Annotated in this window: 17 protein-coding genes; 1 reads left to right on the forward strand and 16 read right to left on the reverse strand. The window is 40.3% G+C overall.

The window, feature by feature from the left end; translation table 11 throughout:
• The 9 genes from Aru01_RS05525 to Aru01_RS05565 form a co-directional block, all read right to left on the reverse strand.
• The coding region (locus tag Aru01_RS05525; protein ID WP_042111201.1) for a P-loop NTPase family protein at nt 1-517 on the reverse strand (517 nt) is incomplete at its 3' end.
• A gap of 118 nt (nt 518-635) precedes the next feature.
• On the reverse strand, nt 636-995 hold the full coding sequence (gene rplT, locus Aru01_RS05530) for a 50S ribosomal protein L20 (RefSeq protein WP_016657415.1): 360 nt from the start codon (nt 993-995) through the stop codon (nt 636-638).
• A gap of 11 nt (nt 996-1,006) precedes the next feature.
• The gene (rpmI, locus tag Aru01_RS05535) at nt 1,007-1,201 is read right to left on the reverse strand and encodes a 50S ribosomal protein L35 (RefSeq protein ID WP_001096359.1); all 195 of its coding nucleotides are present in this window, start codon (nt 1,199-1,201) and stop codon (nt 1,007-1,009) included.
• A 181-nt stretch (nt 1,202-1,382) separates the two neighbouring features.
• A complete protein-coding gene (locus tag Aru01_RS05540; protein WP_016657416.1) occupies nt 1,383-1,808 on the reverse strand; it encodes a YqaA family protein in 426 nt (141 codons plus the stop codon).
• A gap of 20 nt (nt 1,809-1,828) precedes the next feature.
• Nucleotides 1,829-2,446, reverse strand: coding sequence for a glutathione S-transferase N-terminal domain-containing protein (locus Aru01_RS05545; RefSeq protein ID WP_016657417.1), 618 nt, complete (start codon nt 2,444-2,446; stop codon nt 1,829-1,831).
• A gap of 117 nt (nt 2,447-2,563) precedes the next feature.
• Complete coding sequence (locus Aru01_RS05550) at nt 2,564-2,887, reverse strand: DUF7709 family protein (protein ID WP_016657418.1); 324 nt, start codon at nt 2,885-2,887, stop codon at nt 2,564-2,566.
• Between the two features lie 95 nt (nt 2,888-2,982).
• Nucleotides 2,983-3,534: a translation initiation factor IF-3 gene (infC, locus tag Aru01_RS05555; RefSeq protein WP_042111204.1), complete on the reverse strand. Its 552-nt coding sequence runs from the start codon at nt 3,532-3,534 to the stop codon at nt 2,983-2,985.
• A gap of 5 nt (nt 3,535-3,539) precedes the next feature.
• Complete coding sequence (thrS, locus tag Aru01_RS05560) at nt 3,540-5,462, reverse strand: threonine--tRNA ligase (RefSeq protein ID WP_016657420.1); 1,923 nt, start codon at nt 5,460-5,462, stop codon at nt 3,540-3,542.
• A 317-nt stretch (nt 5,463-5,779) separates the two neighbouring features.
• On the reverse strand, nt 5,780-6,430 hold the full coding sequence (locus tag Aru01_RS05565) for a hypothetical protein (RefSeq protein WP_016657421.1): 651 nt from the start codon (nt 6,428-6,430) through the stop codon (nt 5,780-5,782).
• A 279-nt stretch (nt 6,431-6,709) separates the two neighbouring features.
• On the opposite strand from Aru01_RS05565, the gene Aru01_RS05570 reads away from it, so the two are divergent.
• Nucleotides 6,710-8,353, forward strand: coding sequence for an acyl-CoA synthetase (locus tag Aru01_RS05570; protein ID WP_016657422.1), 1,644 nt, complete (start codon nt 6,710-6,712; stop codon nt 8,351-8,353).
• A 63-nt stretch (nt 8,354-8,416) separates the two neighbouring features.
• Here the strand turns inward: Aru01_RS05570 and yjgA are convergent, their stop codons facing one another.
• From yjgA to pcnB, 7 genes are read right to left on the reverse strand one after another with little or no spacing between them, the layout of a single operon-like run.
• Nucleotides 8,417-8,956: a ribosome biogenesis factor YjgA gene (yjgA, locus tag Aru01_RS05575; RefSeq protein WP_016657423.1), complete on the reverse strand. Its 540-nt coding sequence runs from the start codon at nt 8,954-8,956 to the stop codon at nt 8,417-8,419.
• 2 nt (nt 8,957-8,958) lie between these two features.
• Nucleotides 8,959-9,228 carry an HPr family phosphocarrier protein gene (locus tag Aru01_RS05580; protein ID WP_016657424.1) on the reverse strand — a complete coding sequence of 90 codons (270 nt, stop codon included), beginning with the start codon at nt 9,226-9,228 and terminating at the stop codon, nt 8,959-8,961.
• Nucleotides 9,225-10,076: an RNase adapter RapZ gene (gene rapZ / locus Aru01_RS05585; protein WP_016657425.1), complete on the reverse strand. Its 852-nt coding sequence runs from the start codon at nt 10,074-10,076 to the stop codon at nt 9,225-9,227. The genes Aru01_RS05580 and rapZ overlap by 4 nt, the downstream gene beginning before the upstream one ends.
• Before the next feature lie 11 nt (nt 10,077-10,087).
• Nucleotides 10,088-10,942, reverse strand: a complete 855-nt coding sequence (panC, locus tag Aru01_RS05590; RefSeq protein ID WP_016657426.1) for a pantoate--beta-alanine ligase — start codon at nt 10,940-10,942, stop codon at nt 10,088-10,090.
• Nucleotides 10,943-10,944: 2 nt separating this feature from the next.
• The gene (gene panB / locus Aru01_RS05595) at nt 10,945-11,754 is read right to left on the reverse strand and encodes a 3-methyl-2-oxobutanoate hydroxymethyltransferase (RefSeq protein ID WP_016657427.1); all 810 of its coding nucleotides are present in this window, start codon (nt 11,752-11,754) and stop codon (nt 10,945-10,947) included.
• A gap of 32 nt (nt 11,755-11,786) precedes the next feature.
• On the reverse strand, nt 11,787-12,284 hold the full coding sequence (folK, locus tag Aru01_RS05600; RefSeq protein ID WP_016657428.1) for a 2-amino-4-hydroxy-6-hydroxymethyldihydropteridine diphosphokinase: 498 nt from the start codon (nt 12,282-12,284) through the stop codon (nt 11,787-11,789).
• A complete protein-coding gene (pcnB, locus tag Aru01_RS05605) occupies nt 12,284-13,771 on the reverse strand; it encodes a polynucleotide adenylyltransferase PcnB (RefSeq protein WP_016657429.1) in 1,488 nt (495 codons plus the stop codon). Before pcnB ends, folK begins: the two co-directional genes overlap by 1 nt.
• Nucleotides 13,772-13,830: the final 59 nt, after the last annotated feature.

Raw genomic sequence — 13,830 nt, forward strand, 5'->3', positions numbered from 1 at the left:
ATAAATTTTCTATATCTCGTCTTTTACGTATACGAATAAATTGAATATGGGCATAATCTGGATGCTGCATCATCGCAAGATATTTACCACGATTCTCTCGATAGGTTTTGATCATCCACCAAATGATAGAATCACGACTTAACAACTTAGAAAATTTTTCAGTGTTATTCGAGTCTTGCCAAAGTATCTTTTTAAAAATTAAACGTGCCATAGTTCGATGAATAGATTGATACAAGTTTAAATGAAATGGCAAATCCAACCAAATGACCGTGTCTACGTCCTTCCATTTTACCGATGTACTTCGCGTATAGTTTCCATCAATCACCCACCCATCAGGCGATGCATCAATATGTTGCTGAATTTTTTTTAAAAACTCATGATCAGGACACTCCTGCCAGTCATCCAACCAAAATAAATTGTCCAATTCAATGTAAGTCAGTTGTAATTTTTCAGCTAACTTTTTAGATAAGGTACTTTTACCTGAAGCTGAGGTTCCAACGACATTAATTCGTTTCAATTATATTTGCTCCTTATCCTAAACCTATCTGTATTTTGACTCTCTCCTGATCGTGACGATAAAAATCAACACAAAAAAAAGATCGCTTTCGCGATCTTCTTTCTATCATCAATGATGATTAAGCAGCTAAAGCGCCTTTTGCTGTTTCAGCAAGAGCAGCAAATGCTACAGAATCATGCATCGCGATATCAGCAAGTACACGACGGTCGATGATTACTTGAGCTTTTTTCAAGCCAGCAATCATACGGCTATAAGATAAGCCATTTTGACGCGCACCAGCGTTGATACGAGCAATCCATAGAGCACGGAATTGACGTTTCTTTTGACGACGGTCACGGTAAGCATATTGACCTGCTTTAATTACCGCTTGGAACGCTACACGATAAACACGTGAACGCGCGCCATAGTAACCTTTAGCACGAGCAAGAATTTTTTTATGACGGCGATGAGCCTGTACACCACGTTTTACACGAGCCATTTATAATCTCCTTAGATGTATGGGCACATACGACGAACTGAAGCAACGTCACTTACGTGAACCATTACACAGCCGCGCAATTGACGGATACGCTTAGCAGATTTTTTGGTCAAAATGTGGCGTTTAAACGCTTGTTTACGCTTGAAACCGTTTGCAGTCGCTTTGAAACGCTTAGCTGCACCACGGCGAGTTTTTAACTTTGCCATAACAACCTCTTTAAGCACCTGTTCGGCACGTGTGCACCATTGCAACCACGACCTGCAGGTAAGGGAGGCAGTATTCTAATCTATATGCGAACAAAACAAAAGCACTTACTCACTTCACTGAAAACTTTATTGGTCTATTATTTGTTTATAACTAACCTCTAACTAAATAACTTTAAGCGGATTAAATCACACCCAAGACCACCCAATAGACGAAGAGATAACGCCCCACCTTAGCTAGACTCACGATCAATAAAAATCGAGCAAAATTTTCTTTTAACAAACCCGCAATCAAGGTAATTGGATCACCAATGACAGGTAGCCAACTCAACAGTAAAGACCAATAACCATATTTTTGATAAATTTTCTCTGCTTTGAGCATATTTTTCTGTGAAACTGGAAACCACTTACGATCTTTATATTGTTCAATCTTGATTCCCAAGTACCAGTTGACGCAAGAGCCTAATATATTGCCAACACTAGCCGAAAGCAGTAACAAACTTACCCAATACTTTTCTTGAAGCAATAGTGCAACTAAAACCGCTTCTGATTGAAGCGGTAATAATGTTGCCGATAAAAATGCGCTGCTAAATAAAATTAAATAAGACATTAGCGCGTAATATTCTTCGTTTATACCTGAATTGCAAGTGCTCTCAGTACAGCTGGTCGAGCTTTAATACGCTCAAAGTATGCTTTGACTTGTGGGTAATCCTCTAGATCAATCTGCTGCCAATGATGAGTAATAATCCAAGGGAAAATTGCCATATCAGCAATTGAGTACTCACCCGCAACATAATCTTGCCCAATCAACTGCTGATTGAGTACACCATACAATCGTTTGGTTTCACTCACATAACGGTCAGTTGCATAGGCAATGCGCTCAGGAGCAAATTTACTGAAGTGATGATTTTGCCCAAGCATTGGACCAAAACCACCCATTTGCCACATTAACCATTGCTCCACCTCAACCCGTGCTTGTTCATCATTGGGATAAAACAAACCTGTCTTTCGGCCTAAGTATTGAAGTATTGCACCTGACTCAAAAATTGAAATTGGCTGATTATTTGGACCATTCTGATCAACAATGGCAGGGATTTTATTGTTTGGTGATATTTTTAAAAAGTCAGCTTGAAACTGATCATTTTCCATAATATTAATTGGGTAAAGATGATACTCTAAACCCATTTCTTCAAGGGCTATTGATATTTTACGACCATTTGGTGTGCCCCAATAATACAAATCAATCATAGTTTAACCTAATAATAAGACGCTCTATTTATATACATCTTTCTTTCAAAAATTGCCACATTACATTCCGCATGCAACGCAGTGTTTTTATATTGGATTGTTAAGCGACAAACAAATTTATTTTTCGCTATCACGAAAATAAGCTTGTGCACATAAACCTACATAACGTCGACCTAGATTACTGCCCGAGATCCACTCATCGACTTGAAACAAATCAAATAATCCGACTTTTACCAATGTTGGAATCGCAAGTTGTAATTCTTGTTCAACCCCACCGCGTTCACCTGCGTTATAACGTTGAATATTCACCAACATCGTCGCAACCGTACCTGTTTGCACACGACTTCCATCTTTGAGCTGAACCTCTGGTAGATACTCGCCTTCTGCGACAACTTTCTGATTTGCCTGCGCCAACTCTGGATTATTGCTCTTAAAAGTCATGATTTTTCCTATGTGTTGTAGGTCGAATTAAGCAGCTTATCAAATTTAAACAATAAAAAAAGCACCGCGTTTGCGATGCTTTTTTATAGAGGTATTTACTTTTTCTTTTTCGGTCCAAGTAACATACCCATTTGGCGACCTTCCATTTTTGGCGCTTGTTCAACTGCACCAAACTCAGCCACATCAGCTTCAATTTTTTGTAATTGAGCCAAACCAAGCTGTTGGTGAGCCATTTCACGGCCACGGAAGCGCAGAGTAATTTTGACTTTGTTGCCTTCTTCTAAGAAACGAAGAATAGCACGCAGCTTCACATTGTAATCCCCAACATCAGTACCAGGGCGCAACTTAATCTCTTTCACTTGCACTTGATGCTGTTTCTTCTTGGCATCTTTTTGCTTTTGCTTTAAATCGAACAAATGCTTGTTAAAATCCATGATCTTACAAACAGGTGGTTCAGCATTAGCAACAATCTCAACCAAGTCTAAATCAACTTCTTCTGCAGCGCGTAAAGCCTCAGCTAATGAAACAATACCTCTCTGCTCACCATCTGCAGCAACGAGGCGTACCTCTTTTGCACGGATCTCATCATTAAGCGCAGGACGATTGCTTTTCGCACCTTGTTGTTGGTTACGTTCAGGCTGTTTAATCTTTCTTACTCCACAATATACCGGCCACGTTCGGCAACGGCGACATTTACTAGGTCAATAAAGGCATCTACTGACATAGTCCCTAAATTTTTTCCAGAGCGGGTACGAACGTTTAACGTACCTTCTTCTACTTCCCGATCACCAAGTACAACCAGATAAGGAATGCGCTCTAATGTACGCTCACGAATCTTAAAGCCGATCTTCTCATTTCTCAAGTCTGAAATGGCGCGAATTCCATTTTCTTTGAGTTTTGCGACCACTTGTTCACAAGCAGCAGACTGAGAATCGGTGATATTCATGACACATGTTTGAACTGGTGCCAACCATGGCGGCATAAAGCCAGCGTAATGTTCAATAAGTATACCAATAAAACGCTCAAAACTTCCAAGAATTGCACGGTGCAACATTACAGGATAGTCACGATCATTATCTTCAGTTACAAATGTAGCATCTAAACGCTCTGGCATGTTTGGATCACACTGGATCGTACCACATTGCCATACACGACCTAGACAGTCTTTCAGAGAGAATTCAATCTTAGGACCATAGAATGCACCTTCACCTGGTTGTAATTCCCATGGTAAACCTGCGGCATCCAATGCATCTGCAAGTGCTTTTTCAGCAGTATCCCACATATCTTCACTGCCCACACGCTTTTCTGGGCGTGTTGAGAGTTTCATTTGTACTTCTTCAAAACCAAAGTCACGATACACATCGAGTGTTAACTGAATGAACTTCGCCACTTCTTCCGCGATTTGATCTTTAGTACAGAAAATGTGTGCATCATCTTGAGTAAAGCCACGTACACGCATAATTCCGTGAAGAGAACCAGACGGTTCATTACGATGACAAGAACCAAACTCTGCCAAACGAATAGGCAACTCACGGTAAGATTTCAAACCTTGGTTAAAGACTTGTACATGACATGGGCAGTTCATTGGTTTTACAGCATATTCACGACTTTCTGAATGTGTTGTAAACATATTTTCTGCATAGTTTTCTGCATGACCAGACTTTTTCCACAAGGTTAAATCAACAACTTGTGGAGTACGGATCTCTTGGTAGCCATTGTCTTGTTGTACTTTACGCATATACTGCTCAAGTACTTGATAAATCGTCCAACCATTAGCATGCCAGAACACCATACCAGGTGCTTCTTCTTGCATATGGAACAAGTCAAGTGCTTTACCGATCTTACGATGATCGCGTTTTTCGGCTTCTTCAATTCGTTTGATATAAGCAGCTAATTCTTTTTTATCCGCCCAAGCCGTACCATAAATACGTTGCAACTGTTCATTTTTGGCATCACCGCGCCAGTATGCACCTGAAATTTTAGTCAATTTAAATGACTTTAAAAATTTCGTATTTGGTACATGTGGGCCACGGCACATGTCGACATATTCTTGATGGAAGTACAAGCCCATCGCTTGCTCGTCTGGCATATCTTCAACCAAACGTAATTTATAGTCTTCACCACGTTCAGTAAATAATTTGATCACTTCAGCACGAGGCGTCATTTTCTTAATGACATCGTAGTCTTGATCAATCAATTGCTTCATGCGTGCTTCAATAGCAGCCATATCATCTAAGGTAAATGGTTTTGGCATCCAAATATCGTAATAGAACCCTTCTTCAATAACAGGTCCGATTACCATTTTAGCTTCAGGAAACAATTGCTTAACTGCATGACCCACTAAGTGAGCACAAGAGTGGCGAATAATTTCAACACCTTCAGCGTCTTTCGGGGTAATAATTTGTAGTGTTGCGTCTTCACTAATCAACTCGCAAGCGTCTACTAAACGATCATTAACACGCCCAGCAACCGTGTTTTTAGCAAGTCCCGGTCCTATACTTTTGGCTACATCTAATACAGATACAGCTTGATCGAAACTTTTTTGGTCGCCATTCGGCAATGTGATAATTGGCATAAAAAAATCCTTAAGGAGTGATGCCCCATACTCAAGAGCATATCACCGCGAGATTATGATCGAGGATTAACCCCAAAATAAAAACGGTGGAAATAACGTAAGCCCAAATTTTACACGCTTCGTCCCGATTAATAAACCTTTGAATGTATATTTAGCTAGCACCATTTATAAAATAATTTAAACTTCGCAATAATCTCTATATCTCATTAAGTAAATATACATATTTTAATTGTTTTATATTAGATACATATTTAAATACAAAAAATGAAGGCAAGCCTTCATTTTGATCGTCTGAACTCTTAACTTAATGCATTGTATTAAATTGCTTTAAACTGACTCTCATTAATAAGTGCATCTATTTGAAGAGTAATATGCTTGCCCATTTGATGACTTTTCACGATTTCACGAATCACTTCAATTCGTTCAATTGCTTTCATATCCAGCCAACCGATTAATATTGAGCTCTCAACAGATATAGATAAATCATCACAAGCAATATAATTTTTTACTCGAAATAAAATTTCATCAAAAGTTTGTAGAACCTGCTCGCGGTATGCTGGATACTGAATCGCAAGTTTGGCTAGACTTTCGGTCAATACAAACAACAAGTCTAATTTAATATGACGACATGCTTGGATTAAATAAGGTATAACCTGCTCACCCATCATTTCAAATACACGAATATAATTTGAAACCCATTCATCATCTGCATTCATGCGATTTAAATGCATCACGATTTTGGGGCACTCTTCAACCTGTTTTAGTGCTCCTAAAGCATACAGAGCATAATACATAGAGAAAAATTCTCGGTCACTACCATAATACAGCTTGGCATCTGTCACGATGGCGATTAATTCAGGAACATCTTTTAAATCAATTTGATATTGAGATAAAGAGGTAGCAAACTGATGTAATAACTCCAACTTACCTACAGGACTTGGTAGTTGCAGTAACTGATTAAGAAGCATAATGCTGCACCTCTGAACTCCCTTAAAGAAAGTCTATTAAACTAGTCAGAATTATAATACTTCTATAAATTTTATAAATAGCTTTTCAAGTCAGTATTTTGTTGATTTATTGAAACTTGTCTTCAATACACAAAAATAACTTTTGTTATATTACATTATTTATTTTTACCATTATCTTTTATTAATATCCGATCAGTACTCGACTAAAGCATAAATGCAAGATAGATTTGAACTGAATATCTTAGTATCAGCAAAAAATAATTAAATGGAGTTAATTAAATGAGTGCATATGACGCGCTAGAACGTAATCCCGCCAATTTTGTTGCACTTTCACCACTACGTTATTTAGAACGTGCAGCTTATATATACCCAGATCAAGATGCCATTATTCATGGCTCACGCCGCATTAGCTGGCGCGATACTTATCGACGTTGTCGTCAATTTGCCCATCAACTGGAGCAATTAGGTATAGGTAAAAATGATACGGTATCGGTATTACTTCCCAATATTCCAGCCATGATCGAAGCACATTTTGCAGTTCCTATGGCTGGTGCAGTGCTCAACACGCTCAACACTCGACTTGATGCTAAAACGCTAGGCTTCATGCTAGAACATGCTGAAACCAAAGTCCTTTTAGTTGATCCAGAATTTGCAGCATTAGCCCAAGAAGCTGTCGATCTAGTTTCACATGAAATTTATATCATTGATGTGGCTGATAGTGAATATGAACATCATGCGATTACAGCTCGCATTGGGCAAATTGAATATGAAGACTGGATTGCTACAGGTGACGAAAATTATGAATGGCATCTCCCCCAAGATGAATGGGATGCAATCAGCCTCAACTATACTTCAGGGACCACGGGTAATCCTAAAGGGGTGGTTTATCATCATCGTGGTGCTTATATTAATGCGGCCAGTAATATTATTGCTTGCGGTATGACACCCCGTGCTAAATATTTATGGACACTCCCACTCTTTCACTGCAATGGCTGGTGCTTTGCTTGGACGATTGCTGCAAATGGCGGCACCAATATTTGCCTTAGAAAAGTCGACTCAGCTTTAGTTTATCAACTCATTGAACTACATAAAGTTGATTATTTCTGCGGCGCTCCTATTGTACTTTCCATGCTGATCAACACCCCAAAACATCAACAAATCCGATTTAAACATCATGTTGAAGTTATGGTTGCTGGTGCTGCGCCACCTGCTGCAATCATTGAAGGTATGCATCATATTGGTATACAAGTGAACCATGTTTATGGCCTCACTGAAACCTATGGACCTTCTGCACTCTGTGCTTCTCAAGCGGGCTGGAGTGAACTGTCTATTCAAGAACAAGCTCAATTGCATTCACGTCAAGGAGTTCCATATCCATTACAAGATGGTATGCGTGTACTCGATCCAGAGACCATGCAGCCTGTGCCTAATGATGGCACAACCATGGGAGAAATTATGTTCCGTGGCAATATCGTGATGAAGGGCTATCTCAAAAACCCACAAGCAACGGCCGAAGCATTTAAAGGGGGTTGGTTCCACACAGGTGACTTGGCAGTTTGCCAGCCTGATGGTTATGCCAAAATTATGGACCGCTCTAAAGATATTATTATTTCAGGTGGAGAAAACATTTCCTCATTAGAGGTCGAAGATGTTCTCTATACGCATCCAGCAATTATGACTGCTGCTGTAGTTGCCAAACCTGATTTACGTTGGCAAGAAGTACCTTGTGCTTATATAGAGCTTAAGCCAGAAACCACCACCACACCAGAAGAAGTGATTGAGTTTTGTCAAAAACACTTAGCACGCTTTAAAGTACCTAAAGAGGTCATTATTACTGAAATACCCAAAACCTCGACGGGTAAATTGCAAAAATTCATCTTAAGAGAATGGGCACAGCGTAATTTTGATGCAACAGCGCAGTAAGATCAGTTTGAATAACAAAAAAATCCGGCAATGCCGGATTTTTTGTGATCACTATGACTTTGATTAAGTGTTATCTGAAATCAAAGCCACTTGCTGTACATAGTTAAATAACTTCAACTTAGACGCTGCAATTTGCTCTTCATCTGCCTGCTGACTCATATCACGATGTACACGCAACAAGTGCTGGCGTAACGTATGACGCTCTGTAGCATTGTACATCTTGGCAAATTCGTTAATCACCGGATCGCCTTGTGCAATAATACGATCAACCCAGCGCTGCAATTGAGCAGTTTTCTTTAAACCTTGCTGCGGGGTCAAATAAGATAAAATTACAGTTTCATCTTCATTACGTAATAACTTACCGATACGTTGAAATTGGCGACGACGCGCTTCATGAGAAGTAATTAATTGAACATCTAATAACGCATCAATCAAACGCTCTTCCACTGGAAGTTGCTGAATCTGCTTTTTAGATAAGTTCGCTAATTGCTCACCCAATGCTGCCATACGCTGTACGGCCTTCTTTTGTTCTGTTTTACTTGCACGTCCTTCCAAAGATTCATAATCATCTTCTGAAAAACGTTGTTGCGGACGTCGTGCCACGATTAATCTGCCTCATAAAATTTTGCTGCAAACAATGCTTGTACTTCTTGCAATGCTTGCTCTTCGTCCACACCCTCGATGACTAATCGCAAGGTAGACCCTTTGCCCGCCCCCAGCATCAATAAAGAAAGAATATTTTTGGCATCAACCAATTTATCACCTTTACCAATTTGGATGGTTGAACGAAATTTGGTGGTGATTTCAATCAAACGACCAGATGCGCGTGCATGTAAACCGAGTTTATTTATTACATCAATCTGAGTGTCAATCATGACCAGTGCTTCATTTCTCTATGTAAAACTTGGATCGGCCAATCTTTTGCAAGCGCTTTGGTCAACCGATCAACCATATATACTGAACGGTGCTGCCCACCAGTACAGCCGATCGACACTGTAAGATAGTGACGATGACCCTCTGCAAAAGTTGGCAACCACTTTAACAACAACTGATAAATATCATCGAACATTTCATTGGCAATTTCACTCATAGAGAGAAACTCAACCACAGGTTGATCTAGACCAGAAAATTTACGTAACTCTAGATCCCAATGTGGGTTCGGTAAATGTCGCACATCAAACACAAAATCAGCATCCAAAGGGATGCCGTACTTATAACCAAAAGACTGTAGGATTACAATCAAACGATCTGACTGCCCTAACTTGGTCAATAAAGTATCCTTAAGATCATGTACTGACTTGTCTGTAGTATCAATCTGTACTGTCGCTTTAAGTTGTATTGGCATCAAAAGATTTTTTTCTGCTTGAATACACTCATTGAGACTCTGATAACGCATCGACAATGGATGCGGTCGTCTTGAAGCACTAAAACGCGAAATCAAACCTTGATCTTGCGTGCTCAAGTAAATCACATCCACTGCACCATGTTTTTGTAATTGCTGAAAAACCTGCTCAAAACCTTGTAGATCTTCCTGAGTACTTCGGACATCTACTCCCAGAGCAAGTTGCTCAAGATTGTTTTCTTTATCAAGTTTTCCAACAATTTCGGGAAGCAATGCTAAAGGTAAATTATCAATACAGTAATAACCCAAATCTTCTAATACCTGCAATGCAGAAGATTTTCCTGAACCAGATTGTCCTGTAACGATAAGTATACGCTTCATGGCAGATTATCCTAACCAATTGACTTTGAGTATTTAACCATCAAATTATCGATCAAACGCGTATTACCGAGTTTGGCCGCCACAAACAATACAACATCTTGCTCAAAAGTTTCAACATGCAATAAATTTGTGGCTCGAGCTTCAACATAGTCAACAACGAAACCAGCCTGATCAAGACCTTGCTTCACATCATTTAAGACCACATCCAGCGCTACGCCTTGTAGCAATTTAGCCTTAGCCTGTTGCAACAACTGATAAATGATTGGCGCAGTATTACGTTGTTCCTCAGACAAATAGCCGTTACGAGAACTTAAAGCTAAACCATCTGCTGCACGCGTAATCGGCACACCAATGATATCAACAGGGATACTTAAATCTTGGACAAATTGTCTGATCACAGCCAATTGTTGATAATCTTTTTCACCAAAAAATGCATAAGTTGGCTGCACAATATTCAACAACTTAGTTACAACTAAAGCGACGCCATCAAAGTGACCTGGGCGCTGTAAACCACAAAGATCTTCTGTAATTTTTTCTACACGAATATTGGTTAAACGTGGTCGGCTGCCATACATCTGTTCAACTGAAGGGGCAAATAATATATCACATTCAGCCTCAGCCAAAAGATGACTATCTTGCTCTAAGGTACGAGGATAATTGTCAAAGTCCTCATTTGGACCAAATTGAGTTGGATTGACAAAGATACTCACCACGACGACATCACATAATCGACGTGCTTCACGGACTAAATTAATATGCCCTTCGTGTAAATTACCCATTGTTGCAACAAAACCAATCACTTTACGTGCAGCACGTGCTGTTTGTAATGATGCAGAAAGACCTTGTATGCTGGTTTCAGTTTTCATGTTTAAAGCTCAACCTGAAAAGTATGTTCAATCGCTGGAAACTCAGCTGTTTGTACCGCTTGATGATAGGCTTTAAATGCGTCATGAATCGCGTTTGCACCTGACTGCTCTTGCATAAAGTTTCGAACAAAACGAGCAACATGACCCAAATTTAGGCCCAACATATCTTGTACGACCAAGACCTGACCATCAGTATCTGCACCTGCACCAATACCAATGACAGGAATATCGCTAAACATTTCAGCAATTTCTTTACCGAGTTTAGCAGGTACGCACTCTAACAATAATATAGCTGCCCCAGCGGCAACCACTGCCTGACAGTCTGCAATCAATTGGTCAGCAGCTGCGCGAGTTTTACCTTGAACTTTATAACCACCAAATACGTGTACAGACTGCGGAGTAAGACCTAAATGCACACAAACAGGTACACCATTACGTGTTAATACTTCAATTGATTCAGCCAACCAAGCACCGCCCTCAATCTTAACCATCTGTGCCCCTGCTTGCATCACAGCTCTAGCATTGGCAACGGTGTCATTAACATTGGCATAACTTAAAAACGGTAAATCCGTCATTAAAAATGCATGACGGTTTCCACGACGTACCGCAGCAGTGTGATAAACCATGTCCGCAACAGTAACAGGTAGGGTTGAATCATGCCCTTGGATCACCATGCCCAAGGAGTCACCGACTAAAATACTATCAATTTCAGCGCGTTCCATGACTTGAGCCATACTGGCATCATAGCAAGTTAAACAAGAAAACTTTCGACCTTGCTGTTTGAATTGTCTTAAATCGCTGAGACTAATCATCACATTTTCCCTCTAATGGTCTATGTTGTGTATTACACCGTTGGCTCTTGTACCCAAGATTGATCTGCAAGGACTTCTAACTCAGAAGCCTTCACAACAGGTAGCGTCGCTAAAAGCTGACCGTTTAATACCATCTTGGGCGCTAAATCAAGTAAAGGCATCAAAACGAAGTCACGCAACATCAGTCCGACATGTGGCACGACTAAACGCTCATGTTCAATTTCTTGATCTGCATAGAGTAACAGGTCTAAATCCAAAGTCCGTTCGCCCCAATGACGCAGACGAACACGACCAGATTGCTGTTCAAAGGCTTGTAATTGATCGAGTAGTTGTAAGGGCTCAAGCTCGGTATAAAGCTCAGCCACTGCATTATGATAATGCGGCTGATCTTGTGGCCCCATAGGTGCGCTGTGATAAAGTTTAGATACACGTACTTCACCCAATGTTGCCAACTTATGTACAGCATCACTTAAGATCTGTTGCGAATCTCCAAGGTTACTGCCCAACCCAATAAAAGTTTGTTGCTTCATTACTGTGTCGGCCCAAAAATCACTTGGCTTAAATCACGCTGTACACGTTTACGCTTTAAAATTGGATGATCCGTATTGACTGCATTTTTATCTGCAAAATCTGGATTCGATTGCGAATGTGCACCACGCGTACGATCTGGTGTCCGGTTACGACTCTGAGAGTCACGAGGCTTACGACTACGACGCCCATTGCTTTCTGTTTCTTTTACCAGAGGCTCAATCTGCGTAGACGGTGATTTATCTTGCTCGACCTCAGCTGCTGCTTTACGGCGAGATTTAGCACGTTGACGATTATAAGCACTAATCGCTCTTTCTTTTTCGTCCATACTCATGTTTTGGTAAGCATCCCACCAAACAGCCATGCCTTGAGTTGTCTCATCACCTGACTTTTCACGTAGCAACATAAAGTCAAATCCAGCACGGAAGCGAGCATGTCCAGCTAAGGCTTCAATTTGCTGTGGTTTAGGATTTAACAAACGACTTTGCATTTCCCAAACTTCACGAATAAACGTCTCTGCAAAACGAGGAATGATCGTTCTGGTTGCTTGACGTTTCAACACATCTAAGCCCGCTTGCGCACGTGCTTCAGTCGGATTAATACCTCGGCCCTGATAAAACTCACAACGCTGTAAGAACGGTTCCCACAACATCACTGCATAGAAAAATGCAGGATTAATAGTTTTACCTATTTGAATACGTTGATCTGTATTTTTTGCAGCACGACGCATAAATGGGCTAAGTTGTGCTGGAATATCAGCAAATAACTGTTTCCACACCCCAAACTCAATCAGCATATCTAATACACGTTCTAGATGCCCCATCGTAAACAACTTTTGAGATTCATCGTAAAGACGGTGCGGTGATACATCGCCAAGTAAGCGTGCCAGATCAGGCTGAAACACCTGTAAAATCTCAGGTGCAATACTAAAATTCAATTTTGCCGCAAAACGCAAAGTACGCAACATACGTACTGGATCTTCCTCGAAACGTAGTAATGGATCACCTAGTAGACGCAACGTTTTATTTTTTATATCGTCAACTGCATTACAGAAATCAAGTACGATGCCTTTATGTGGTTGGTAATACATCGCATTGATTGAAAAATCTCGACGAGCAAAATCTTGCTCAATCGTTCCCCAATTATTGTCACGTAAAATCATACCCGAAGCAGAAGTCACTGCTTTTTTAGGTGGTGCACGAAAAGTAGCAACCTCAATCAATTCTCGACCAGCATACACATGTGCGAGTTCAAATCGACGGCCAATAATACGGCAACGACGACCAAAAACTTCTTTCACTTGTGACGGTGTTGCATTGGTGACAGCATCAAAATCTTTTGGCTTTAACCCCAACATAGAATCACGCACGCCACCACCCACAATATATGCTTCGTAGCCTGCTTTAGTTAAACTTTCTATAACATCTAAAATTGAAGAAGGTAATTGAGCGGTGGATAATCCACACTTTGACGCACGCAAAGTTTGCAAAAGACATTGTCTCCCACGTCGGGACGTAAAAAAATAATTATGCCAATCATATCGCTTAC

Origin of the sequence: Acinetobacter rudis (assembly GCF_000829675.1) — a bacterium.
Lineage (GTDB): Bacteria > Pseudomonadota > Gammaproteobacteria > Pseudomonadales > Moraxellaceae > Acinetobacter > Acinetobacter rudis.

Bases quoted from the DNA above. Each gene is read 5' to 3' on its own strand.
- rplT (WP_016657415.1), bottom strand. From the start codon at position 995: ATGGCTCGTGTAAAACGTGGTGTACAGGCTCATCGCCGTCATAAAAAA.
- rpmI (WP_001096359.1), bottom strand. From the start codon at position 1,201: ATGGCAAAGTTAAAAACTCGCCGTGGTGCAGCTAAGCGTTTCAAAGCG.
- Aru01_RS05540 (WP_016657416.1), bottom strand. From the start codon at position 1,808: ATGTCTTATTTAATTTTATTTAGCAGCGCATTTTTATCGGCAACATTA.
- Aru01_RS05545 (WP_016657417.1), bottom strand. From the start codon at position 2,446: ATGATTGATTTGTATTATTGGGGCACACCAAATGGTCGTAAAATATCA.
- Aru01_RS05550 (WP_016657418.1), bottom strand. From the start codon at position 2,887: ATGACTTTTAAGAGCAATAATCCAGAGTTGGCGCAGGCAAATCAGAAA.
- thrS (WP_016657420.1), bottom strand. From the start codon at position 5,462: ATGCCAATTATCACATTGCCGAATGGCGACCAAAAAAGTTTCGATCAA.
- Aru01_RS05565 (WP_016657421.1), bottom strand. From the start codon at position 6,430: ATGCTTCTTAATCAGTTACTGCAACTACCAAGTCCTGTAGGTAAGTTG.
- Aru01_RS05570 (WP_016657422.1), top strand. From the start codon at position 6,710: ATGAGTGCATATGACGCGCTAGAACGTAATCCCGCCAATTTTGTTGCA.
- Aru01_RS05580 (WP_016657424.1), bottom strand. From the start codon at position 9,228: ATGATTGACACTCAGATTGATGTAATAAATAAACTCGGTTTACATGCA.
- rapZ (WP_016657425.1), bottom strand. From the start codon at position 10,076: ATGAAGCGTATACTTATCGTTACAGGACAATCTGGTTCAGGAAAATCT.
- panC (WP_016657426.1), bottom strand. From the start codon at position 10,942: ATGAAAACTGAAACCAGCATACAAGGTCTTTCTGCATCATTACAAACA.
- panB (WP_016657427.1), bottom strand. From the start codon at position 11,754: ATGATTAGTCTCAGCGATTTAAGACAATTCAAACAGCAAGGTCGAAAG.
- folK (WP_016657428.1), bottom strand. From the start codon at position 12,284: ATGAAGCAACAAACTTTTATTGGGTTGGGCAGTAACCTTGGAGATTCG.